This window comes from Nitrobacter winogradskyi Nb-255, from assembly GCF_000012725.1.
GTDB classification, from domain to species: domain Bacteria; phylum Pseudomonadota; class Alphaproteobacteria; order Rhizobiales; family Xanthobacteraceae; genus Nitrobacter; species Nitrobacter winogradskyi.
The window spans coordinates 2,898,577-2,919,963 of the sequence record NC_007406.1 but is presented as its reverse complement, the minus strand read 5'-3'; the positions used below and the strand labels follow the sequence as shown (position 1 = coordinate 2,919,963).

The 21,387-nt window shown below is 61.5% G+C and carries 20 protein-coding genes; 11 read left to right on the top strand and 9 right to left on the bottom strand.

Annotated elements, in window-relative coordinates; all coding sequences use genetic code 11:
- Positions 1–26 precede the first annotated feature (26 nt).
- The 3 genes from NWI_RS13955 to NWI_RS13945 form a co-directional block, all read right to left on the bottom strand.
- Positions 27–512, bottom strand: coding sequence for a peroxiredoxin (locus tag NWI_RS13955; RefSeq protein ID WP_011315885.1), 486 nt, complete (start codon positions 510–512; stop codon positions 27–29).
- Between the two features lie 133 nt (positions 513–645).
- Positions 646–1,206 carry a DUF924 family protein gene (locus NWI_RS13950; protein WP_041345138.1) on the bottom strand — a complete coding sequence of 187 codons (561 nt, stop codon included), beginning with the start codon at positions 1,204–1,206 and terminating at the stop codon, positions 646–648.
- 88 nt (positions 1,207–1,294) lie between these two features.
- Positions 1,295–2,977, bottom strand: a complete 1,683-nt coding sequence (locus NWI_RS13945; RefSeq protein WP_041345136.1) for a long-chain fatty acid--CoA ligase — start codon at positions 2,975–2,977, stop codon at positions 1,295–1,297.
- A gap of 436 nt (positions 2,978–3,413) precedes the next feature.
- On the opposite strand from NWI_RS13945, the gene NWI_RS13940 reads away from it, so the two are divergent.
- Complete coding sequence (locus NWI_RS13940) at positions 3,414–3,860, top strand: universal stress protein (RefSeq protein ID WP_011315882.1); 447 nt, start codon at positions 3,414–3,416, stop codon at positions 3,858–3,860.
- 573 nt (positions 3,861–4,433) lie between these two features.
- Here the strand turns inward: NWI_RS13940 and NWI_RS13930 are convergent.
- From NWI_RS13930 to NWI_RS13920, 3 genes are all read right to left on the bottom strand, one after another.
- Entirely contained in the window at positions 4,434–5,801 is a 1,368-nt protein-coding gene (locus NWI_RS13930; RefSeq protein WP_011315881.1) for a D-alanyl-D-alanine carboxypeptidase family protein, read from the bottom strand.
- A 240-nt stretch (positions 5,802–6,041) separates the two neighbouring features.
- The gene (locus tag NWI_RS13925) at positions 6,042–7,871 is read right to left on the bottom strand and encodes a glucan ABC transporter ATP-binding protein/ permease (protein ID WP_041345132.1); all 1,830 of its coding nucleotides are present in this window, start codon (positions 7,869–7,871) and stop codon (positions 6,042–6,044) included.
- Positions 7,872–8,112: 241 nt separating this feature from the next.
- Positions 8,113–9,174: an ABC transporter substrate-binding protein gene (locus NWI_RS13920; protein ID WP_011315879.1), complete on the bottom strand. Its 1,062-nt coding sequence runs from the start codon at positions 9,172–9,174 to the stop codon at positions 8,113–8,115.
- A 277-nt stretch (positions 9,175–9,451) separates the two neighbouring features.
- Between NWI_RS13920 and NWI_RS13915 the strand changes: the two genes are divergently transcribed.
- The 4 genes from NWI_RS13915 to NWI_RS13900 all read left to right on the top strand — a co-directional run bounded on the left by NWI_RS13915 (position 9,452) and on the right by NWI_RS13900 (position 11,791).
- Complete coding sequence (locus NWI_RS13915; protein ID WP_041345663.1) at positions 9,452–10,033, top strand: YqaA family protein; 582 nt, start codon at positions 9,452–9,454, stop codon at positions 10,031–10,033.
- Positions 10,034–10,162: 129 nt separating this feature from the next.
- A complete protein-coding gene (locus tag NWI_RS13910) occupies positions 10,163–10,348 on the top strand; it encodes a hypothetical protein (protein WP_244374920.1) in 186 nt (61 codons plus the stop codon).
- A 206-nt stretch (positions 10,349–10,554) separates the two neighbouring features.
- Positions 10,555–10,797, top strand: a complete 243-nt coding sequence (locus tag NWI_RS13905) for a hypothetical protein (protein ID WP_041345662.1) — start codon at positions 10,555–10,557, stop codon at positions 10,795–10,797.
- Positions 10,798–11,137: 340 nt separating this feature from the next.
- A complete protein-coding gene (locus NWI_RS13900; protein ID WP_011315875.1) occupies positions 11,138–11,791 on the top strand; it encodes a hypothetical protein in 654 nt (217 codons plus the stop codon).
- 153 nt (positions 11,792–11,944) lie between these two features.
- Here NWI_RS13900 and NWI_RS13895 read toward each other — a convergent pair whose 3' ends face one another.
- Together NWI_RS13895 and NWI_RS13890 are read right to left on the bottom strand one after the other, a co-directional pair.
- A complete protein-coding gene (locus NWI_RS13895) occupies positions 11,945–12,895 on the bottom strand; it encodes a glutathione S-transferase family protein (protein WP_011315874.1) in 951 nt (316 codons plus the stop codon).
- A gap of 73 nt (positions 12,896–12,968) precedes the next feature.
- A protein-coding gene (locus NWI_RS13890) for an IS3 family transposase (protein ID WP_148203808.1) occupies positions 12,969–14,320 on the bottom strand; the annotation gives its coding sequence in 2 pieces (ribosomal slippage) (positions 12,969–13,984 and positions 13,984–14,320; 1,353 coding nt in all).
- On the opposite strand from NWI_RS13890, the gene NWI_RS13880 reads away from it, so the two are divergent.
- From NWI_RS13880 to NWI_RS13855, 6 genes are all read left to right on the top strand, one after another.
- On the top strand, positions 14,290–14,724 hold the full coding sequence (locus NWI_RS13880; protein WP_244374919.1) for a hypothetical protein: 435 nt from the start codon (positions 14,290–14,292) through the stop codon (positions 14,722–14,724). The two genes, NWI_RS13890 and NWI_RS13880, sit on opposite strands and share 31 nt — an antisense overlap.
- 633 nt (positions 14,725–15,357) lie before the next feature.
- Complete coding sequence (locus NWI_RS13875; RefSeq protein WP_041345661.1) at positions 15,358–15,849, top strand: pyridoxamine 5'-phosphate oxidase family protein; 492 nt, start codon at positions 15,358–15,360, stop codon at positions 15,847–15,849.
- Between the two features lie 317 nt (positions 15,850–16,166).
- On the top strand, positions 16,167–16,820 hold the full coding sequence (locus NWI_RS13870; protein WP_041345660.1) for an ABC transporter ATP-binding protein: 654 nt from the start codon (positions 16,167–16,169) through the stop codon (positions 16,818–16,820).
- Positions 16,817–19,279 (top strand): ABC transporter permease, encoded by a 2,463-nt coding sequence (locus NWI_RS13865; protein WP_011315870.1) that lies wholly within the window; start codon positions 16,817–16,819, stop codon positions 19,277–19,279. Before NWI_RS13870 ends, NWI_RS13865 begins: the two co-directional genes overlap by 4 nt.
- Positions 19,269–20,357 carry a lipocalin-like domain-containing protein gene (locus NWI_RS13860; RefSeq protein WP_011315869.1) on the top strand — a complete coding sequence of 363 codons (1,089 nt, stop codon included), beginning with the start codon at positions 19,269–19,271 and terminating at the stop codon, positions 20,355–20,357. The genes NWI_RS13865 and NWI_RS13860 overlap by 11 nt, the downstream gene beginning before the upstream one ends.
- A gap of 90 nt (positions 20,358–20,447) precedes the next feature.
- Positions 20,448–20,720: a hypothetical protein gene (locus NWI_RS13855; RefSeq protein ID WP_244374918.1), complete on the top strand. Its 273-nt coding sequence runs from the start codon at positions 20,448–20,450 to the stop codon at positions 20,718–20,720.
- 379 nt (positions 20,721–21,099) lie between these two features.
- On the opposite strand, the gene NWI_RS18020 is transcribed toward NWI_RS13855, so the two are convergent.
- Positions 21,100–21,243 carry a hypothetical protein gene (locus NWI_RS18020; RefSeq protein WP_181410331.1) on the bottom strand — a complete coding sequence of 48 codons (144 nt, stop codon included), beginning with the start codon at positions 21,241–21,243 and terminating at the stop codon, positions 21,100–21,102.
- Positions 21,244–21,387 lie beyond the last annotated feature (144 nt).

Sequence of the window (21,387 nt, the reverse complement as noted above, 5' to 3'; positions counted from 1 at the left end):
TGTTGAAGTGTGAGCGTTATGGGCTTTCAAAGCTGCCCGAGCAGCTTGTCGCCGCCGGAGACCTCGACCTTGCCGGGTGAGTCCTCGACATTCAGCGTCTTCACAACGCCGTCCTCGACCAGCATGGAATAGCGCTTCGAGCGGATGCCGAGCCCCTTCTCGGAACCATCGAACGTCATGTCGATGGCTTTTGCGAATTCGGCGTTGCCATCCGCGAGAAACGTGGCCTCGTTTCGCTGGTCGGTGTCGCGCTTCCACGCGTTCATGACGAAGACGTCGTTCACGGAGACGATGGCGATCTCGTTCACGCCCTTGCCCTTGATGGCGTTGGCGCTGGCGAAAATGCTCGGAAGGTGTTGCTTGTGGCAGGTGCCGGTATAGGCGCCCGGCACCGCGAACAACGCGACTTTCTTGCTCTTGAAGATATCGTCGGTGCTCTTTGTTAGAACTCCGTCCTCGGTCATGATGCGGAACGTCGCGTTGGGCAGGCAGTCGCCAACTTTGATGGTCATCGTCAAATCTCCTGGAATGGCGGTGGGCGTGGAGGGACGAACATACAGTATTCCATAGCCGCGAAACGGCAATCGTCACGCGCTCACGGCGCTGTCATCAAGGCCCCGGCGAACACAACGCGCGGCTGAAAAGCTACCCGGCGAATCCACCTGTATCGAGAAACGCCTGCTCTTCCGCGTTCGTCGCGCGTCCGAGCACAAGGTTGCGGTGGGGAAAACGGCCGAACCGGCGAATGATGTCGGCGTGGATTTCTGCGAATTTGAGATTCTCGGGTCGGCCGCGGGTGCGAAACAGCTCAATGCAACGGTCTTGATCCGCCAGCCGTTCGGAATGCATGAAGGGAACATAGAGGAACTCGACAAGGTCGGCCTCTATGCGCGTGTCGGCGCCGCGGGCGATGGCACGCTCGGCGACGGCCAGCGCCTGGTCGTCGGTCGAGAAGGTCCGGGCGTCGCTGCGGAACATGTTGCGCGGAAACTGGTCGAGCACGATGACGAGCGCCAGCGCGCCGTCGTCGGTCTTCTCCCATTCTGCGAGTTCGCCCGCGCCGGCGGCTTCCCAAAGCCGAAGAAAGCGACGGCTCACCTCAACGTCGAACGCGTTGTCCTTTGTGTACCATTTGCCCGGTCCGGCGGCGCGCCAGAAAGCGAGGACATCGGCGGGAGAGGGGAGGGACGTGCTTTCGGATTTCATGATGCAACGCTTTGCTGTTCTCGTTGTCCACGCATGCGCGGACAACTTTTCCATTGGAAAGTTTCAGTTGGGCAGGGCCGTATCCGCCTCACGCCGCCGTCTTGTTCTCGTCGCGCAATGCGCGGCGGAGAATCTTGCCGACATTGGTTTTCGGCAGGGAATCGCGAAACTCGATTTGTTTCGGCACCTTGTAGTTCGTCAATTCCGTCCGGGCGAACTTGATGATTTCCTCGCGCGTGAGATCAGGATCCTTCCTGACTACGAACGCCTTGACCGTTTCGCCCGACCTCTCGTCCTTGACTCCAATCACGGCGCATTCGAGCACGCCTGGATGGCTTGCGATCACGTCCTCGATTTCGTTCGGGTAGACGTTGAAACCGGAGACCACGATCATGTCCTTCTTGCGGTCGACGAGCCGGGTGTAACCGTCCGTGGACATGACGCCGATGTCGCCGGTGCGGAAGAAGCCGTCCGCCGTCATCACCTTCGCGGTTTCGTCCTGCCTGTTCCAATAGCCCGGCATGACCTGTGGCCCGCTGGCGCAGATTTCTCCCGCCTCGCCGAGCGGCATCTCCCTCCCGTCATTGTCGCGGATGGAGATGTATGTCGACGGCAGGGGAAGCCCGATGGAGCCGGTATATTTGTCGCCGTCGGCGGGATTGCAGGTCAGCGTCGGCGAGGTTTCCGAAAGACCGTAGCCTTCCAGCAGCGGGCATCCCGTCACTTTCAGCCATCTCTCCGCCACGGCCTTCTGCACGGCCATGCCACCGCCGATCGACGCCCTCAGCTTGGAGAAGTCGACCTGCTCGAAACCGGGCGCGTTGAGCAGAGCGTTATAAAGCGTGTTCACCGCCGGGAAGCAGTTGATCTGATACTTCCTCAGTTCTTTCACCAGTCCGGGAATGTCGCGCGGGTTCGGGATTAGCAGATTGACTCCGCCCGCGCGCATTCCCAGCATGAAGCACGCCGTCAGCGCGAAGATATGATAGAGCGGCAGGGCGCAGACGATGAAAAGCTGATCGATCACCGGCGGCTTTTTCAGCACCGGCTGTAGCCACGCGTCATTCTGCAGCATGTTGGCGAGGATGTTGCGATGAAGGAGCGTCGCTCCCTTGGAGACGCCGGTTGTGCCGCCGGTATATTGCAGGAAGGCCACATCGTCAGGCGCGAGTTCGGGCCGGGCCAGCGCCATGCCGCGCCCCGCGGCAAGGGCGTCGTTGAACTTGACGGCGTGCGGAATCGATGATGGCGGCACCATCTTTTTGATGTGGCGGACAACGAAATTGACGATCAGGCCCTTGAAGCCGAGCAGGTCACCCATGCTGCCGACGATGACGTGCCTGACGGCGGTTTTACCGATCGCCTGCTGCACCGTCGCTGCGAAGTTTTCCAGCACGATGATCGCTTCCGCGCCGGAATCCTTGAGTTGATATTCAAGCTCGTGCGGCGTGTAGAGCGGGTTGACATTGACCGCGGCATAGCCGGCGCGCAGCACGGCGACCGTCGAGATCGGATATTGCAGCACGTTCGGCATCATCAGCGCGACGCGCGCCCCCTTTTTCAGTCCCAGGCTCTGCAGGTAAGCGCCGAGAGCACGCGACGTTTCGTCGATCTCGCGATAGGTCATCGCCGTGTCCATGCAGATGAAAGCTTTGCGGTCGCTGAACCTGGCGAAGCTCTCCTCCAGCAACTCGATCAACGAAGCGTATTGCGAAGCGTCGATGTCGGCGGGCACGCCTGCGGGATATTGCCTGAGCCAGATGCGATCCATGTGACGTCCCGGTGATCCCATGTTCAAGGGAAAGAGAATGTCTTGTGCAGGGAATATCGGGCAAGGCGGCAGTCCAAGGCAAGTAGTTGCGCGATCACGACGCGCGAATACCGCCGCAGCAAGCTTAACGGTTTATTCCGTCGGCAGGCCCGAAATGGTCTGGAGGCCAACGTGCAGGGTTCGCCTGTGCGGCGTTTGCCGCCTGTTATTATAGCGTTTTCGAGCGAAGCATGTCCTCGGGCTTGACCCGAGGATGGATGCCGGCTCGCGTGAAGAAAACGTGTTAAAACAACAGCTAGACGAGTCTAGGCGCTGGTGCCACGCTGCTGCCGTTTGGTGGCTGATGATGGAGTGCGCGGGGAGAAAGGGCTCCTTGTTGAGTTGAGAGGTGATGGTTATGATCATCGCGGGTTTTTGAGGGCTGAGGGGTCTCGCTATGCACAGTCATATTCTCATTCCTACTGATGGCTCCGAACTGGCACAGAAAGGTGTCGACTATGGTCTGTCGCTGGCCGACGGATATGGCGGCAAGGTTACAATCATCACTGTGACAGAGCAGTCGCCCGTTCCCTCTATTGGTGAAAGCGAATGGGGTAAGGTTGGTATGGATCCGGATCGGCTTGAAGATGCCGACACGCGGCATGCAAAAGCTATCCTTTCGGCAGCCAAAGCAGCGGCAGAAAAAATAGGATTGACCGTCGAGACACTCCATACCCAGAACGTCTCACCGGCCGCAGCTATTGTTGATGTGGCGAAGAAGAATGGATGCAGCCTGATCGTCATGGCCTCTCATCGACGCCGCGGGATCAAGAGTGTCCTTTTAGGCAGCCAAACCGCCGAGGTTCTTGCAACCGCACCTATCCCCGTTCTTATAGTCCCCTGATCCGCCAGACAGGTTGGCGGCTTCGGCTTCTTGCTCAGAGCAAAACCCCGCTCCGGAGGGAAGAACATGGAGAAGGCAATAATGAATGCCCTCAGAGTTGCGTTTGCATTTGCGGCTTTCTCCCTCCTTTCGACGCCGTTGCAGGCGATGCCGGTTGCCTCCGCGCCGGGATGGTCCACGGACATCGTTCAGGTTGCCGACGGGTGCGGTCAAGGACGTTATCGCGGGCCGGGAGGCGCATGTCATCGGTTCGGACGCGGTCCCAATCCTGGCGGAAATTTTGCAGGAAGCCATCGCGGTGAGGGCTGTGGCACTCGCAATTACCGAGGTCCAGGCGGTGCATGCCACCGTTTGGGGACGGGTCCCCATCCGAGCGGATACTGGGCCCCGCGTTGAAATATGACTGATTAACGGTAGCGTCGTATTCGTCGCATTCGCTTACGAACTCAACCCCGCTCCGGCGGGGTTTTCTATTTTTAAGGGACCGCGATGCTCGGTAGATAGGCCAGCAATCCCGATCAGAACAATAAATCCAACAACAATGAAGCTCAGTAAAACGGCGTGACTAAACAGCTAGGGTTTGGACTTGCCTTCAGCGGTTTTGGGCTTGGCGGATGGGCTGGCGGCGGGCTTGGTATTGACCGGGGGCTTTGTGGACTTGGGCGTGGACTTGGATGCGGACTTGGGGTCGATGGTGATCGAGACCCGGTTCTTTGATTTTTCTCTGGCTTCTGCTTTCGGCGCGGGTTTGTCGCGGGCGGTCTTGCCAGGCTTCTTGCTCTTCGGCGGAGCGTCGCGCGCGGCGTCGGCTTCCGCCGCGGCGGCGATGGCGGCGCCGGTGCGCGTCGGTCCGGTATAGACAATGACGGGATCCGAGGGCGCCGGGGCGGCCGCGATCATGTCCACCGGCCGAAGCGTCGGCGGTTGCGCGCCGGTCGCGAAGAACGACATCACGGCGGCGCTTGTCGCTGACGTGTTGGCGACGACATCGTTATCCTCGTCGCTGGCGGGATGCCTGCGTTTCGGCCCGCACATTTCATCGCGCAGATTGGGAGGCGTCGCGGCGATCGGCGCCAGCCTGTCGACGGTGCCGAGCGCCGGTCGCAGCCACGACAGCGAGTTATTGGCGAAGCCGCGCTCCAGCATCTGCGCGGCGCGCACAGCCCGCATCGTACCCGACGATGCGCCGAGCACCACCGCGATCAGGCGCTTGCCGTTCTGCGTGGCGGATGCGACGAGATTGTAGCCGGAGGCACAGATGAAGCCGGTTTTGAAGCCGTCGGCGCCTGGAAAGCGTCCGATCAGCTTGTTGAAGTTGTGCGTCACCCTGCGGCCGTAGCGTATCGAGGGGATGTGCACGAAATATTCGTATTCGGGCAGATCGTGAATGAATGCGCGCGCGAGAATGGCCATGTCGCGCGCCGAGGAAATCTGGCCGTCGGCGGGCAGGCCGTTCGGGTTGACATAGCTCGACTGCGTCATGCCAAGCCGCTGCGCGGCCGCGTTCATTTCGGCCGAGAAACCGTCGATCGACCCGCCGACGCCTTCCGCAAGCACCACGGCCATGTCGTTGGCCGACTTCACCATCATCATCTTCAGCGCGTTGTCGACGGTCACCTGGGTGCCCGGCCGAAAGCCCATCTTCGATGGCGACTGTGCGGCGGCGGTCGGCGATACCGTCAACAGCGTGTCGAGCGTGAGGCGCTTTTGCTTGACCGCCGTCAGCGTGACGTAAGCGGTCATGAGCTTGGTGACCGAGGCCGGATACCAGGGAAAGGTGGCATTCTCGGCTTCCAGCACCTTTCCGGTATCCGCTTCGATCAGCAGATGCGCTTCGGTGGCATGAACTGTGCGGGATGGCGCGAGCGTAACCAGCGCCACGGCCGCGAGGACGATGCAGGTCGGTAGCCATTTGCGAAACGGGAAGATGGAAGAATGCACGGTCGATCCGGTCCTTTAAGACCCTCTTTCAGCAAGACGGTCTGCTTCTCGAGCATTTTCCGATGGAGTCCGGTCAGGCGTCAGAAGATGCGCTCGGTCGGTAGCTGCGCGTCGTCTGATCGCGAAACCGGCATCCATTTTTGCGGAATACGCGGCTGGGTTTCAAGCGTGTCCGGGCGCCGTCGTCGCGGCCGCTCCAATCTATACCAGCCCGACAGGCCAGAACAGATGGTCCTCAGCCTAATTCCCCAACGAAAGGGGCCGAATTTCGACGGCCGGGTTGGTTCGCGATGAGGACAGGTCTGCCTGGGTACTCTCCTGCGTCATGAATTGCGCTTTCGCGAGTTGGGCGAAATGACCTCCGTTCGCCAGGAGTTCGCCGAAAGTTCCGCTTTCGATCACGCGGCCATCCGCGAAAACCAGAATTCGCGCGGCGTTCCGTATGGTGGACAGCCGATGCGCGATGACGAATGTGGTGCGTCCCTTCATCACCTCGTCGAGCGCGGCGTTGACCTTGGCCTCGGTCACGGCGTCCAGCGCGCTGGTCGCCTCGTCGAGGATCAGGATCGGCGGATCCTTCAGCAGGGCGCGGGCGATCGACAGCCGCTGCCGTTCGCCGCCGGACAGCATTCGCCCGCGCTCGCCGGCATGCGTATCGAATTTTTTCTCGCCGCGTTCGATGAAGTCCAGCGCCTGGGCACGTCCGGCGGCGAGCCGCATCTCCTCGTCGGTGGCGTCGGGCTTGCCGACGCGGAGGTTCTCGGCGATCGAGCGGTTGAACAGCAACGGCTCCTGGAACACCACGCCGATGTTTCGCCGTAACCCGCTGAGCGTGAGGTCGCGAATGTCCATGCCGTCGATCCTGATGATGCCGGATTGCGGATCGAACGCCCGGTGCAGCAGCGCGACGGCGGTGGACTTGCCCGCGCCGGTCGGGCCGACCAGCGCGATGGTTTCCCCAGGCGATGCGACAAACGACAGGTTCGCGACCGCCGGCCTTTTGCTGTCGTAGGAGAACGACACGTCGTTGAATTCAACGCGTCCCTGCAATCGTCCGGGATCGACGGCGTCGGGCCGGTCGCGCACGGCCGGAACGGCGTCGAGCACGTCGAAGAACTCCTTAAGACGCGGCGCCTCCATGAACACGCTGTTGATGAAGGAAACGACCTGCTCCAGCCTCTGGATCAGCATGGTGGCGAAGCTCACGAACATCACGATCTCGCCGATCGACGTCATTCCCCGCTGGTTCAGCGCGATGCCTGCGGTGAAGATTGCCAGAATGGTGATGGTGGTGGAGGCGCGCGTCATCACGGTGACGACGGCCCACCACGACAGCACCGGCATCTGCGCAGACAGCAGCTTGTCGACGACGAACCGCAGGCCCTGCACCTCGGCGTCGACCCGAACAAAGCTCTGCACCAGCGCGACGTTGCCGAGGGCGTCGGAGGCCCGCGCGGAAAGATCGCTGAAATGCGCCTCCACCTCGTTCTGCATGTCGAAGGTTCTGCGAACCACCAGCGTCGTCAGCATCGTGAATACGATGCAGAGCGCGAACAGAAGGATCGCCAGCCGCCAGTTGATATAGAGCGACAGCGGCAGCAGCACGACGAGCGACATCATCGCCGCGAAATGCTCGCGGAAAAATCCGAGCCACAGCCGCCACAGCGCATCCGTGCCTTGCAGCATCACCTTCATCAGCCGTCCCGAATGGGTGCCGGCGTGGTAGGCGAGCGGCAACTGCATGATGTGCTCGAAATAGCCGGTCAGCACGGCCTGACGCTGGCGATGCGAGAGACGGTCGGCCTGCAGGGCCACGGTCACGCCGCACAGGATCGTGAACAGGCCGAAGGCCGCCCAAACCGCCAGCAGCGGCCAGGGTGACGTCGAGGCCATTCCAAAGAGGCCGGAGGCTGGATTGCCGGACAGGACGTCAATGATGCGGCCGAACAGCACCGGCTCGGCGAACTGCGCGCCCGCCAGCAGCAGGTTGGCGCCGGCCAGGATCCAGCCGAGCCGCGCTTCCGCGCCGAGCAGTTCGAGAACGCGCGTGTAAAGGCGGACCATCGACATCAGGCAAGGCTCTTGTGAATCGCGATGCTGTAGCGTTTTCGAGCGAAGCATGTCCTCGGGCTTGACCCCAGGATGGATGCCGGTTCGCGTGAAGGAAACGAGTCAGAGCAACAGTCCGTACCGTTGCTTCTGATTCCATCGGAAGCAAAGCTTGAGAAATTCCGGCGCGGATGAAGAATGCGCCGGACGGCAGACGGCATCTAATCAGAGGCCGACGCTGGAATATAGCGGCCCGTGCCGCTCACTCAACCTGCGTGATCCTGCGGTCGCTGGCCGGGGGCAGAAAACTGCTGTCGAAGATATCCGTAGCCGCCGGACGATTGCGGAATCTGAAGTCTTCGGCGATCTGGTCGAGCAACGTCTCGAACCGGGCCGGATCGATGCCGCCGATGCCGCTATGCCTGACCTCGCTGGTGAGAATATTGTCGCTGAGGACCGTATGCAGGCGTTCCAGCTCCACAGCGCGTGATCCGCCGTCCATCTGAGCCAGCACGTCATCCACGGCCTTCGCGGGCTCCCTGATGGTGAGCCGCAGCCCGGCGATCACCGCGCGCAGGAACGCCTTCACCGCTTCCGGCTTGCCGGCGGCGAACGCCGGGTTGACGATCAGCGCCTTGCCGTAGGCCGCGCAGCCGTAGTCGGCAAATCTCAGCACCGCGATATCGTCGGCCGGGATGCCGCGATCGCGCAGGTCGATCGCCGACAGGTACGACAGGCCGGATATGGCGTCGAGCTGGCCCGCCGACAGCATCGGTTCACGAACGGCCGGGGAGATCTGCTGCAACTTCACGGTTTTGAGCCGCAGGCCGTTCCGCCGCGCCAGCGCAGGCCACAGCCTGATGGAAGGATCGCCCTCGATGACGCCGACTGTCTTGCCCTCGATGTCGGCAAGGGCGTTGATGCCCCGGCTCTTGCGAGCGATGAAGGCGTAAGCCGCCTTGTCGAACAGCACGAACACGGCCTTGACCGGGGGCGCGCCCCGCTGATCGCGAAAGCGGATCAGGGCGTTGATGTCCGCGAGCGCCAGATCGCTCTTGCCGGCCGCGACACGCGCAATCGCATCAGCGGTGTCGGCGGCCGCGGCCGTCGTGACGCTCAGGCCTTCCGCGCGGAACAGTCCCCTGGTCGATGCCAGAACCACCGGAGCCACGGCGGCATCGATCGGGCGGTCGAGCGAGAACCTGATCTGGGTTGGCGCGCCGGCGTCGGCCCCATTGTCCGCAACGCCGGGACATGCAACGCCGACCGCGCTCACGAGCACAAGCAGGATACACCAGAGACGACGCAAAGAACGCACTTGCATGAAGATACTGCGGCAGTTCGGTGGCTGGGCCGCGGCGCGCGACCGTAACGCGGTGTACTTTATCAGAGACGATCTGAATGTGCGATGACCCCCGTGATATCGCGCGCGTGAGGCTCGACTTCCTGCGCTGCGTCGGGATCGGCAACGCGGAACGACGGCGGCGCTGCCTATCGTGCGGGCAGCCGATCGCGGAGATCGATGTTCACCGGTTGTGCAGGCGTCGCTGAATCTTCGTGTGGGCCATGGACAAATCGGCCACGTAATGGTTGATCGCGCCATGCTGAGACGGACCTACGACTGGTGCATCGCCGCCGCTGACAAGCCTCATGCGCTCTGGATTCTGGCGGCCGTGGCTTTCGCCGAGAGCTCATTCTTTCCAGTGCCGCCCGATGTCATGCTGCTGCCGATGGCGCTGGCGCGGCCACGACGCGCCTGGCTGTTCGCGACCGTATGCACGATCGCCTCGGTCGCCGGCGGCGTGCTTGGCTATGCGATCGGCGCGCTCCTTTATGACTCGGTCGGCCAGTGGCTCATTCATCTCTATGGGCTTGGCGACAAGGTCGAGGCGTTTCGCGCGTCATATGCGGAATGGGGCGCGTGGATCATCATCGGCAAGGGCCTGACGCCGATTCCCTACAAGCTCGTCACCATCACCTCGGGTTTTGCGGGATACAACGTCTGGCTGTTTATCCTGTGCTCGATCATCGCCCGCGGCGGCCGGTTCTTCATCGTCGCGGTCGTGCTCGACCGTTACGGTGAAGCCATTCGCCGCGAGATCGAAAAGCGGCTCGGCCTTTGGGCGGCGATTGGCGCTGCCGTTATCGTCCTCGGGTTCGTGATCGCGTTCCGCTTGATCTAGAAAATGAGGCCGCGCTCCCCGCGCCTCCGCGAACCGATGCGTTGATGAGCAGGGCGGAGTTGGAATAGATGGAGGCCGCAGTTTCGGGCGATGCCGCCTTTTAACGGTGGAGAAGGGAGGAGCATGATGATGACGATCAATGATGACCTGGAAAAATTCAGGCAGGCGAGGACGATGGCCTTCAAACGCGGCTTCGTTGTTCGAAGGGCCGACGACCCCGACGATCCCAAGCCCTACACGCTGGTTCGCCAGGCCGTGGAAACGCATCTTGCGACCATCGATGAGGTGCTGGAGGAACTCAAGCGGACCAAGTAATCGGCCGGGTCGGGCCGCCGCGGCGAGCGTTCAACCGGCGTCGTTCCAAAAGGCCTCCGCAACGTGGCGGGCACCGTTCTCCGAGTGAAGGACCAGACGGTTCCGTATTAACAACACATTAACCACTATCGAGGCAAATTTTGCCCGTGAACGGTATGCACTTGCCGCGAGAAAGGCCAGGGACCGTCGGGCGGGGCAAAAAGGCCATGGAATGCGATATCGGGCCGCGGAAAATACCGGCGACCATCCAGGAATTGCAGGCACGAGTGGCCATAGCGTTCGGCAGGCATCCCTTGTGTCGCGAGGTGAGGTTCGACGTCGTCAGCACGCCGAAAACCCGTAGCGGCGCGAACTGGACCGTCAGCATGAGCGCGGTCCCGCCAGATGCCATCTGGGAGGCCTCCGAACTCGTCGCCGACATCCAGGATGCCTACACTTTGGCTGCCTGACCTCTGGGGCGTTCGATCACGATGGTTTGGATCGAATCGATCCAAAATTCTGAGACGCGGGATGCGGGCGGAAATCGCACCACACTTTTCCTCATCCCGTTCTAGAGCATGATCCGATCAAGTCGAATCGGACCATGCTCTAGAAATGGTTGTCTGGTCGCTTTTTTTGCGGCGAACCGGTATCCACTTCGCCGGAAAATGCTCTGGCCGCGCCCGAGAGGCGGGATTCCCGATGTGGAATAAACAGCCGCCCGGTTCCGTCTTGCACGGCAAGCCTTGATTCATAGCGCGTTGTGAGGATCAATCAGCCGCGCTCGTGAATTGAAACCGGAGATCCTTTTTGACGCGGACGATGACGATTCTCGCGCTCGCGTGCTGCGTCGTCACAGGCGTGGCGCTGGCGGAGATATTCGGCCACGGCAACGTTCTGATGGTTCGGTTCGTGGCTGCGCCGTCCCCGCAGTCCGCGGAAGGGGAGCCGCTCGAATCGGCGGCCAATCGCGAGCGCAAGGCAGACAGGCTTCCGGTCATGCTTCAAGCTGGGACGCCTGACGCCGAGGGCGCGTTGCCGGAAGCGCTTCGGCCGGCGGTTGCAACCGATTCTCCCTTCGATGCCGAGATTTTACCTTCGACGCCGCCGATCGAGGAACCGCCGCTGCCACGTCCGCGGCCTAAACTCGCAAGCCAGTTGGTCCAGAAGGACTACTCGCTGCTCAGCGATATGCAGATCGCGGCGTTGAAGGGAAGGCTGCGGCTGACGCCGGGGCAGGAGCCTTACTGGCCCGCCGTGGAACGCGCATTGCGGGAGACCGCCCAGAAAATCCATGAGCGGCGTTCGGCGCCGGGCAAGCAACCCGCGCTCCGCGCCGGCGAGATCGAGCAGATAAAGGTCGCGGCGCAGCCGCTGTTGACGAGGCTGCGGGAAGATCAGAAGCGGGAGGTGCGTGCGCTGGCGCGTATTATCGGGCTGGAAGCGGTGGCCTCGCTGATCTGAGACCGCCGCACGCAGCCAGAGCGGGATGAGGAGACGGGATGATGAGAATCGTGCAGCGGTTTTCCGCCCGCATCCCGGCGTCTCGAAATCGTCGAGCGTATACGCGACGACTTGCATGATATCCATGGCCCCTGCGGGCGCATCCTCTTCACATCAAAGGCCAAGGTGGCTGAGATCCGGACCTTTCGGGACGATGCCGTTCGGGTTAAGTGACTTGATGGAATAATACCCTCTCTTGATGTGATCGATGCTGACCGTCTCGCGAATCCCGGGAACGTCCAGCACACGTTTGAGATAGGCGGTGAGGCTGGGGTACTCGGAGAGGCGCCGCAGGTTGCATTTGAAAAGACCGTGATAGGCGGTATCGAAACGCACCAGCGTCACGAACAGGCGGATGTCGGCTTCGGTGAAGCGCGGGCCGAGCAGAAACGGACGGTTCGCCAAATAGTTTTCCAACAGGTCCAGCATCGCGAAGACGTCGTCGAACGCCTCGTCATAGGCGATTTGCGTCGTGGCGAAGCCGGCGCGGTAAACGCCGTTGTTGAGCGCGGGGTAGATGCGGTCGTTGAGCGCATCGATCGCGCTACGGAGCCCCTGCGGATAAAGATCGACGCTGTCATCTGCCAACCCGGCGAATCCCGAGTTGAACATGCGAACGATCTCGGCGGATTCATTGTTGACGATGGTCTTGCGTTTCTTGTCCCAGAGGACCGGGACCGTCGCGCGCCCGCAGATTTCCGGATCGGCTCGTGTATAGAGTTCGTGCAGATAGGTCGCGCCGTTGACCTCGTCCCGCCCGGCGCCCGGATAATCGCCGAAGCGCCATCCCTGGTCGGTCAATACCGGCTCCACGACGGACGCCGAAACAACTTCCTCAAGCTTTTTCAGCTTGCGGGCAATGAGTGTGCGCGAGGCCCACGGGCAGATCAACGCGACATAAAGATGGTAGCGGCCGCGTTCCGCGGGGAAGCCACTTTCTCCGCTCGGTCCGGCGCTTCCATCGGGAGTGATCCAGTTGCGGAAGCTGGACGTCTGACGGACAAAGCCGCCCTTTTCATCCTTGGCCTGGACCGGTTGCCAGTCCGATGTCCATTTTCCATTCACTGTCCGTCGTCAGATGAATTGAGACTGTTCCGGGGTCACGGGAACGGAGGTTCTGGCTCATCTGGGTTTGAGGTTAGGCGGCCTGCAGGTGATGCTGCAAGCGTCTTTGGTGGATGGTCTGGCGTTTGATCCTTTCGCGTTCGGTGAGGATGGTCTGCCCGCGGCCGAAGTAGACGTCAGCGGGCGTGAGATTATCGATGCTCTCGTGATAGCGGCCGTGATTGTAGTGCTCGACGAAGGCCGCGACCTGCCGTTCAAGGTCGCCGGGCAGATAGTAGTTTTCCAGCAGGATGCGGTTCTTCAGGGTCTGATGCCAGCGCTCGATCTTGCCCTGCGTCTGGGGATGATACGGCGCGCCGCGAACGTGTTTCATGCCCTTGCCGTCGAGCCAGGTAGCGAGTTCGGCCGAGATGTATGAGGCGCCGTTGTCGCTCAACAGCCTCGGCCGATGCGCGACCGCGATCTGGTCGAGCCCCGATGCCGCCAGAGCCAGATCGAGCGTGGCGGTGACGTCATCCGCCCGCATCGTGGCGCAGAGCTTCCAGGCGACGATGAAGCGGGAGAAGTCGTCGAGCACGGTCGAGAGATAATACCAGCCCCAACCCGTGATCTTCAGGTAGGTGAAGTCGGTTTGCCAGAGCTGGTTGGGCGCTGTCGTCTTGTCCTTGAACTCAGACGCCGCCTTGATGACGATATAGGCTGGGCTGGTGATGAGATCATGAGCCTTCAGCAGCCGATATACCGACGCCTCCGAGACAAAGTAGCGCTTCTCGTCGGTGAAGCGCACCGCCAGCTCGCGCGGGCTCAGCTCCGTTTCGCGCAGCGCCAGCTCGACGATCTCGGCCCGGATTGGGTCAGGAATCCGGTTCCAGACACGATCCGGCCGCGAGCGATGATCGGCCAGAGCCTCGATCCCACCGGTGAGATAGCGATCGTACCAGCGATAGAACGTGGCGCGCGGGATGCCGAGCTTGTCCAGGGTTCGCCGTGCCGGCAGATGCGAGGCCTCGACCAGGCGAATGATCTCGGCCTTTTCGGATGCAGGATACCTCATGTGTCGTCCTCCCCATCCGCGAGCATGCTTTTTTTCAGCAGGCGGTTTTCCAGGGTGAGATCGGCCACGGCCTCCTTCAGGGCCTGCGCCTCACGGCGCAGCTCTTTCACCTCGTCCGACGTCGCGGCGCGGGCCGTGTCACCAGCGAGACGGCGCTTGCCGGCGTCGAGGAACTCCTTCGACCAGCCGTAATACATCGACGAGGCGATCCCCTCGCGCCGACACAGCTCGGCGATGCTCTCCTCGCCGCGCACGCCTTCCAGCACGATGCGGATCTTCTCTTCAGCCGAGAACTGCCGGCGCGTTGCCCGGCGGATGTCCTTCACGACCTGCTCTGCCGGTGCTTTCTCCGGCCCGGATTTCTGTCTCATCTGCGCTCCAAATTGGCTGCGATGATCCAGAAATCCTCCCTTCCCGAAAACTCCTAAACTGTCTCAAGAGCCCTGACGGCGGACAGCTGACCATCGAACTGGGCGTCATCTTCGCGCTTGCGGCGCTGTCCGGCGCCGCGGCGGCGGCCGTCGTCAAGCTGATCCCCATGTACTTCGTGCACGTCGGCGCGGTCAGCGGGTTGGCCAAGGCCGCCGGCGCAGCATGCGGGTTCACCATGACCGCGATCCTTGCCGGCAGCAAGTATCTGATGGGCGGCTACACGTTGGGTTTCGCGATCTGGGCGCTGATGAATATCGCCGCGTTTTATGTTTCGTTCTCGCGCGTCGGTTTCAGGAGCGCCAAACCGATTCACCCGATTGGAAAGCCCATTCCTGCTCACTGAGCAGGAAAACACCGTCGTTCGGCCCGGCTCGGTCCTGTAGGACCCGCCGGGCCTTTATTTCAAGTAAGGGCAGAAGCGTTTGACGTAAGAGAGAAAGCGCTCGGCCATCGTAGATCCGGGGTTGCTTACCAATCTGGAACTGCGGTCATAACGGCGATCGGGGTGGCGAGCGTCAGCCATCGGTACCTCCGGATGATGAATGGCATAGAACGCCAGGGACGAGCCTCTGTTCCCAAGGTTGGCTTACACACGTTCCAGACTTCAATAGCGGTCGTTTCCGGCGCTCGCGCCCTATTCGCGGCGAGCCGATGGGATGAGCTGTTCGCGTGAAGAAAACGCATCACATCAAGACCGGACAGCCTCGCTTCTGATTGGATCAGAAACGAAAGGCTCTCACTGGATTCCACCTGCCTTCCTGACAGGCTCGTGCCGGCGCGCGTGAACCGGGCCGGGGGCGTCAAGGCCTCGTCGTGAACGGGTGATATTTGATCAATGGATGTCTCCGGGCACGCTGTTTCGGTGGTCGGCAGCCAGTCCGCGATCTCGCGATGCTTTTGGAGATAATCCTTCAGTCGCGTCTTAATGATGATGGAGCATCATCGCATCAAGGTTCGCAGCTTGAAGAGTCTCGCCATGAGCAGGAAAAATGACATCGACCGGGTTTGGGACATCGTTGAAAAAGTTGGCGTCTGCATGCTGACCACGCAATTCGCCGGTGGGCTGCGCGCGCGGCCGCTCGAAGCAAGGCCGGATCGCGACGCCGGTCTGATTTTCTTCGTGACCGATATTCGCAGCCCGAAGGAGGAGGAGATAAAGGCAAGGCCGGACATCGGCCTCGCCTTTATCGGTTCGAGCGATAAAGCCTACCTGTCGATCACCGGGCAAGCCTGCATCATTCGCGATGCCGAAATGACCAGGGCGGCGTGGCGCAAGACAGATGAAGTATGGTGGCCGGGGGGACCCGCAGATCCCAGCGTATGCCTGTTGCAGATTGACCCCTCTACCGCGGAACTATGGGATGGCCCGGCAAGCAGCGTCGCGACTGCTTTCGAGTTTGCCAAGGCAAAGCTGACCGGCAAGAAGCCGAACCTTGGCGAGAACCGCAAGGTGACGGTCAAGATGTAGCTTTGCTATTCAACGCTTTGACTGTGGTTTCGGATGAGTGTGCTCACAAGCAGGTTGAACACGGAGCGTCGGGATCAAGGTGTCACTTGCGAGGCTAGAGCGTTTTCGAGCGAAGCATGTCCTCGGGCTTGACCTGAGGATTGATACCGGTTCGCGTGAAGAAAACGCGTCAAAACAAAATCATAGAGCCCCGCTTCTGATTCAATCAGAAGCGGAAAGGCTCCAGGTTGCGAGGCCAGGAAAAGGGAGTGATGCGCACGATGGTCGATATTTCGTCCACGACGGACGGGGCGGCGAGGCCCATTCCGCAAGCGCCGATGCTGGCTATCCAGAACCTGACCAAGACCTATTGTTCGGCGCAGGAGAAGATCGCCGTTCTTCGCGGGGTCTGCGTGCATGTCGTCGCGGGTGAGAGCGTTGCACTGACCGGTGAATCGGGAAGCGGCAAAAGCACCCTGCTGCATCTGATCGCGGGTCTCGACGAGGCGGACGGCGGCTCGATCCGGATCGATGACGCGGAGGTGACCGCATTGTCGGACCGGGATCGCGCGGCGATCCGGCGCGACCGGATCGGACTCGTTTTTCAACAGTTCAATCTGATCCCCTCCTTAACGATCGCCGATAACCTGGCTTTCCAGTCGCGTATCGCCGGCCGCCATGACGGCCATTGGCAAAACGAACTTGTCGATCGGCTGGGCCTCGGCACTCTGTTGAAGCGTTATCCCGAACAACTCTCGGGCGGCCAGCAGCAGCGGGTCGCGATCGGGCGCGCGCTTGCGGTCAGGCCGTCTCTGTTCCTCGCTGACGAGCCTACCGGCAACCTCGATGAGGCGACGGCCGACGATGTGACGGACATCGCGCTTGATCTCGTCAAGCGGACCGGATGCGCATTCCTTATGGCGACGCACAGCACGCGGCTGGCCGCGAAGCTGGACCGGAAAGTTCGACTGAGCGCCGGACGGATTGCGTGAAGCAGGGATACTGGGTCCTTGCGGTTCTGCTCAGCCATTGGCGCCGGCATCCGCTGCAATTGATGACGCTCATGGTGGGCTTGATCTCCGCGACTGCTTTGTGGAGCGGCGTGGAGGCGTTGAACCATCAGGCTCGCGCCAGCTACGATCGGGCCGCGGCGGTGTTTGGCGGCCCCCGAACCGCGATGCTGGTCGGGCAGCGTAGCTCCACATTCTCTCAGCAGCTTTTCGTTGATCTCCGGCGCGCGGGGTGGCGAGTCTCGCCCGTCGTCGAAGGGCGGGTTCGTGTTCAGGGAAGGCCATTGCGCTTGCTGGGGATCGAGCCGGTGACGTTTCCCGCGCAGGCGGGATCGATTCCGGCGATCGGAGCGCCGGATCTGAAATCGTTCATCGCGCCTCCGGGCGAGGCTCTGGTCGCGCCGGAGACATTGATCGCGCTGGCCGGCACGGAAGGCGCGGGCTTGCGCACGGACGACGGCGCATCCTTGCCGCCACTTAGGGCTCACGCGCAACTCGCGCCGGATGTCGTGATCGTCGATATCGGAGCGGCGCAAGGCATTCTTCACCTGCAAGGCCAACTCTCCCGTCTGCTGGTCGCGGACGCGCGCAGCCGGTCGCCGCCGCTTGAAGCCGTCACCGGTGACATGCTGCGGTATGTCGCGGCGGACGCCGGAACCGATCTTGAACATCTGACCGACAGCTTTCATCTCAATCTGTCGGCCTTCGGGCTGCTGTCGTTTCTTGTGGGACTCTTTATCGTCTATTCGGCGATAGGTCTGGCCTTCGAGCAGCGCATGCCGATGTTCCGGACCTTGCGCGCTTGCGGCGTATCATCGAGGAGGCTGAATGGTTTGCTGCTGATCGAGTTGCTGGTCCTCGCCATCGCCGGCGGCCTGGTCGGACTGGTGTGCGGATATCTGATCGCCGCGGGGTTGCTGCCCAACGTCGCCGCGAGCCTGCAGGGGCTGTATGGCGCGCGGGTTTCCGGAGCGTTGGCCCTCAGGCCCGAATGGTGGGTCGCGGGTCTGGCGATGAGCGCCATCGGTACATTGGCGGCGTCGGCGACGAGCCTGTTGAAAGTCATCCGGCTTCCGGTGCTCGCGGCGGCGCAGCCTTATGCATGGCGGCAATCGCAGCGGCAATGGCTGGGCTGGCAAGGCGTCACGGCCGCCGCGATGCTTGTCGCAGCCATCATCGTCCTGATCCTCGGCGAGTCGCTGATTTCGGGATTTGTGGTGCTGGGGTTGCTGCTTGTGGGCGCCGCGCTTGTGCTTCCCGTGCTGCTCGCATTCCTGCTGCGTATCGGCGAGCGAAGCTCGCGGCGGCCGCTTGTGTTGTGGTTCTGGGCGGACAGCCGCCAGCAGCTTCCCGGACTGTCGCTGGCGTTGATGGCGTTGCTGCTCGCGCTCGCGGTTAACGTTGGAGTCGGGACCATGGTGGAGAGTTTCAGCAAGACCTTCACCGCATGGCTGGATGGTCGGCTTGCCGCGGACGTCTATGTGAACGCGATGAGTGAGGCTCAGGCGCGCGATATCGAAGCGAGCCTGCGCGCCCGCCAGGAGGTAACAGCCATCCTGCCGAGCGGTCGCGCCGAGACCGGGATCGGCGGCCGGCCGGTGGAGATTCTTGGTCTCGCCGACCACGCCACCTATCGCGACCTCTGGCCGTTGCTGGAGTCGCGGCCGAATGCGTGGGACGACCTTAAGTCGGGCGAGGGCGCACTCGTGAGCGAGCAACTCGCAAGAAGGCTGAAGCTAAGGCCTGGCGACCGGCTGGATGTCGGCGCGCCCACTGGCGACTGGTCTTTGCGCATCGCGGCGATCTATGCCGATTACGGCAACCCTAAAGGGCAGATCGCGGTCAACATCGACGCCTTCACGGATCGATTTCCAGGTCTGCCGCGGACCCGGTTCGGCCTGCGCGTATCGCCGGGCAAGATTGCGCCGCTGATCGATGACATGCGCAAGGCATTTCATCTCGACGAAAGCCGTCTCTCCGATCAGTCGACGTTGAAGATGGAATCGAAAGGAATTTTCAACCGCACCTTCGCCGTGACCGCTGCACTGAACACGTTTACGCTCGGTGTCGCCGGAGTGGCGCTGCTCACCAGCCTGTTGACGCTCAGCCATTCCCGTCTTCCTCAACTGGCGCCGCTATGGGCGCTCGGGGTGACAAGGCGGCAGCTTGCCGGCATCGAGTTTCTCAAGACGGTATTCATCGCGTTCATCACGGCGATGCTGGCGCTGCCGCTCGGCTTGCTGGTGGCCTGGTGCCTGATCGCTGTTGTCAACGTCAGAGCATTCGGCTGGCGTCTGCCGTTCCATGTCTTTCCGCTGCATCTCGCCGAGCTTGTCGTTGTGGCGATGCTTGCGTCGCTGCTGGCGATGTTGATTCCGCTCCTTCGGCTGACGCGCATGCCTCCGGCGGCGCTGATCAGGATATTTTCCAATGAGCGCTAGTCCAAAAATCTCGCGCCGCGCATTTGCGACGGGACTTGCCTTTCTCGGCTTCGGGCGTGGCGCCTCGCTGGCGCAGAACTTCGCGGGACTTGGGGGTGATGCGTCCGGGTTCGCTTCCGTCATGCCCGGAAAGAGTTTTGAATTTCCCCGGGATCACGGCCCGCATCCGGATTACCGGATCGAATGGTGGTACCTCACGGCCAACCTTAGAGATCATGCCGGCGATGCGCTCGGTATTCAGTGGACGTTGTTTCGCCAGGCGATTCAGCCGGGACCGCAACGCGAAGGTTGGGCGAACCAGCATGTCTGGATGGGCCATGCCGCCGTCACTCGCGCCGACGCGCATCGCTGTGGCGAAACGTTTGCGCGCGGCGGCGTGGGCCAAGCCGGTGTGGATGCAGACCCTTTTCACGCCTGGATCGATTCATGGCGAATGCGCGGGCTCGATCGCGTGTCGGCGATGAACGTTGCGCCGCTTGAGGTCAATGCATCGAGCGCGGAGTTCAGTTACGTACTGCGGCTTGAAGCTGACAAGGCTCTCGTGCTCCAGGGCGACGCCGGCCACAGCGTGAAATCCGAACGCGGACAGGCATCCTACTATTACAGCCAGCCGCACTTCACGGCGGCTGGGACCGTCACGATCGACGGCAGGTCCGCCGATGTCATCGGGCAGGCCTGGATGGATCGAGAATGGAGCAGTCAGCCGCTGGCCCCGGATCAGACGGGATGGGACTGGTTCTCGCTGCACCTCGAAACCGGCGAGAAGCTGATGCTGTATCGGTTACGGCAAACACGCGGAGAACCTTACCTTACAGGCAACTGGATCGGTTCGGATGGACGGTCGGCTGCGCTCTCTCCCAGAACCGCTGACATGATCCCGACAGCCACGACGGAGGTCGCAGGTCGCAGGATGCCGACAGGATGGCGTATCATCATTCAAGATCGGGGAATGACGATCGACACCGTCCCGCTGAATCCGGCAAGCTGGATGGGAACGCGCTTTTCCTATTGGGAAGGTCCGGTCAGCTTCACCGGCACCCACCGGGGTGTCGGCTACCTAGAAATGACGGGCTATTGATCGAGACCGCCCACCATTCGTTCGCGACGCAAAAGGTGTTCAGCTGAGGAACTCGCCGCGTGGAACAGATTTCGTCGCGGGCAATTGATCATGCGCGACAACGTCCTCAAGCGGCCGGAGAGAAAAATGTCTCAATGCGAAACCTGCGGAAACGAGTACGACAAGGCATTCCAGGTCACGATGGATGGCAAAACCCATACGTATGACAGCTTCGAATGCGCGATCCATGCGCTTGCCCCTGTTTGCGGGCACTGTGGGATTCGGATCGTTGGTCATGGGCTTGAATCGGAAGGCAGGTTCTATTGCTGCGACCATTGCGCGGAGAACAGCGGCGTCAAGGGATTGCGCGACCGTAATAATTAGGATGTGGCGGGTAACGCCGACAACGACTTCGCTTCTGATAAAAAACGGGAGCGAACTTTTCAGCGTGCCCAGGACGCTCGATCTGACAGCTAATCTTCAAGCGAACCATCCCCGGGTCAAAGCCCGAGGACAGTTTCTCTGACGGCTGCTTCCATGCTTAGAGCCATTCCGCTTCTGATTGAATCAGAACCGGGAGGCTGTGTTTCTTTGAGGCGTTTTCTTCACGCGAGCCGATATCCACTTCTTCGCTCGAAACGCTCTAGGTGATCCGCTCGTTCGATTCATCTATGTTCGATCCTGTTTCATCCCTTTCGATCGCGCGCTGATCCGCCTGGGAATCCATATGCTCCTTGGGATGGCCCGTCGGGTTGGAAGTGGCCTAGAAATAGAGCAGGTAGACTGCCGCGAATCCGATCACCACAAGTCCGGTACTCCAGACCAGGACATTACGCACGGTAGGCCCACGTTCGGCGCCGCGCGCCTCCATGGTGGTTTCAACTATACGTCCATCTTCCTTCTTCATTTTGTCCCTCCTGCGAAACTGATTTCGTGCCGATGAGGCATCGGGTCAACCTGAGGAGTCAGCTTTCGTTCCGAATTGAAGATGGACGAGGTTCGCAGCTCGAAATTACAGCTTGGCTATTCCAGCATGGCAACATGCAGAGGT

Bases quoted from the DNA above. Each gene is read 5' to 3' on its own strand.
- NWI_RS13920 (WP_011315879.1), bottom strand. From the start codon at position 9,174: ATGCAAGTGCGTTCTTTGCGTCGTCTCTGGTGTATCCTGCTTGTGCTC.
- NWI_RS13875 (WP_041345661.1), top strand. From the start codon at position 15,358: ATGAGCAGGAAAAATGACATCGACCGGGTTTGGGACATCGTTGAAAAA.
- NWI_RS13910 (WP_244374920.1), top strand. From the start codon at position 10,163: ATGACGATCAATGATGACCTGGAAAAATTCAGGCAGGCGAGGACGATG.
- NWI_RS13945 (WP_041345136.1), bottom strand. From the start codon at position 2,977: ATGGATCGCATCTGGCTCAGGCAATATCCCGCAGGCGTGCCCGCCGAC.
- NWI_RS13955 (WP_011315885.1), bottom strand. From the start codon at position 512: ATGACCATCAAAGTTGGCGACTGCCTGCCCAACGCGACGTTCCGCATC.
- NWI_RS13940 (WP_011315882.1), top strand. From the start codon at position 3,414: ATGCACAGTCATATTCTCATTCCTACTGATGGCTCCGAACTGGCACAG.
- NWI_RS13950 (WP_041345138.1), bottom strand. From the start codon at position 1,206: ATGAAATCCGAAAGCACGTCCCTCCCCTCTCCCGCCGATGTCCTCGCT.
- NWI_RS18020 (WP_181410331.1), bottom strand. From the start codon at position 21,243: ATGAAGAAGGAAGATGGACGTATAGTTGAAACCACCATGGAGGCGCGC.
- NWI_RS13925 (WP_041345132.1), bottom strand. From the start codon at position 7,871: ATGTCGATGGTCCGCCTTTACACGCGCGTTCTCGAACTGCTCGGCGCG.
- NWI_RS13915 (WP_041345663.1), top strand. From the start codon at position 9,452: ATGCTGAGACGGACCTACGACTGGTGCATCGCCGCCGCTGACAAGCCT.
- NWI_RS13905 (WP_041345662.1), top strand. From the start codon at position 10,555: ATGGAATGCGATATCGGGCCGCGGAAAATACCGGCGACCATCCAGGAA.
- NWI_RS13870 (WP_041345660.1), top strand. From the start codon at position 16,167: ATGCTGGCTATCCAGAACCTGACCAAGACCTATTGTTCGGCGCAGGAG.
- NWI_RS13860 (WP_011315869.1), top strand. From the start codon at position 19,269: ATGAGCGCTAGTCCAAAAATCTCGCGCCGCGCATTTGCGACGGGACTT.
- NWI_RS13855 (WP_244374918.1), top strand. From the start codon at position 20,448: ATGCGCGACAACGTCCTCAAGCGGCCGGAGAGAAAAATGTCTCAATGC.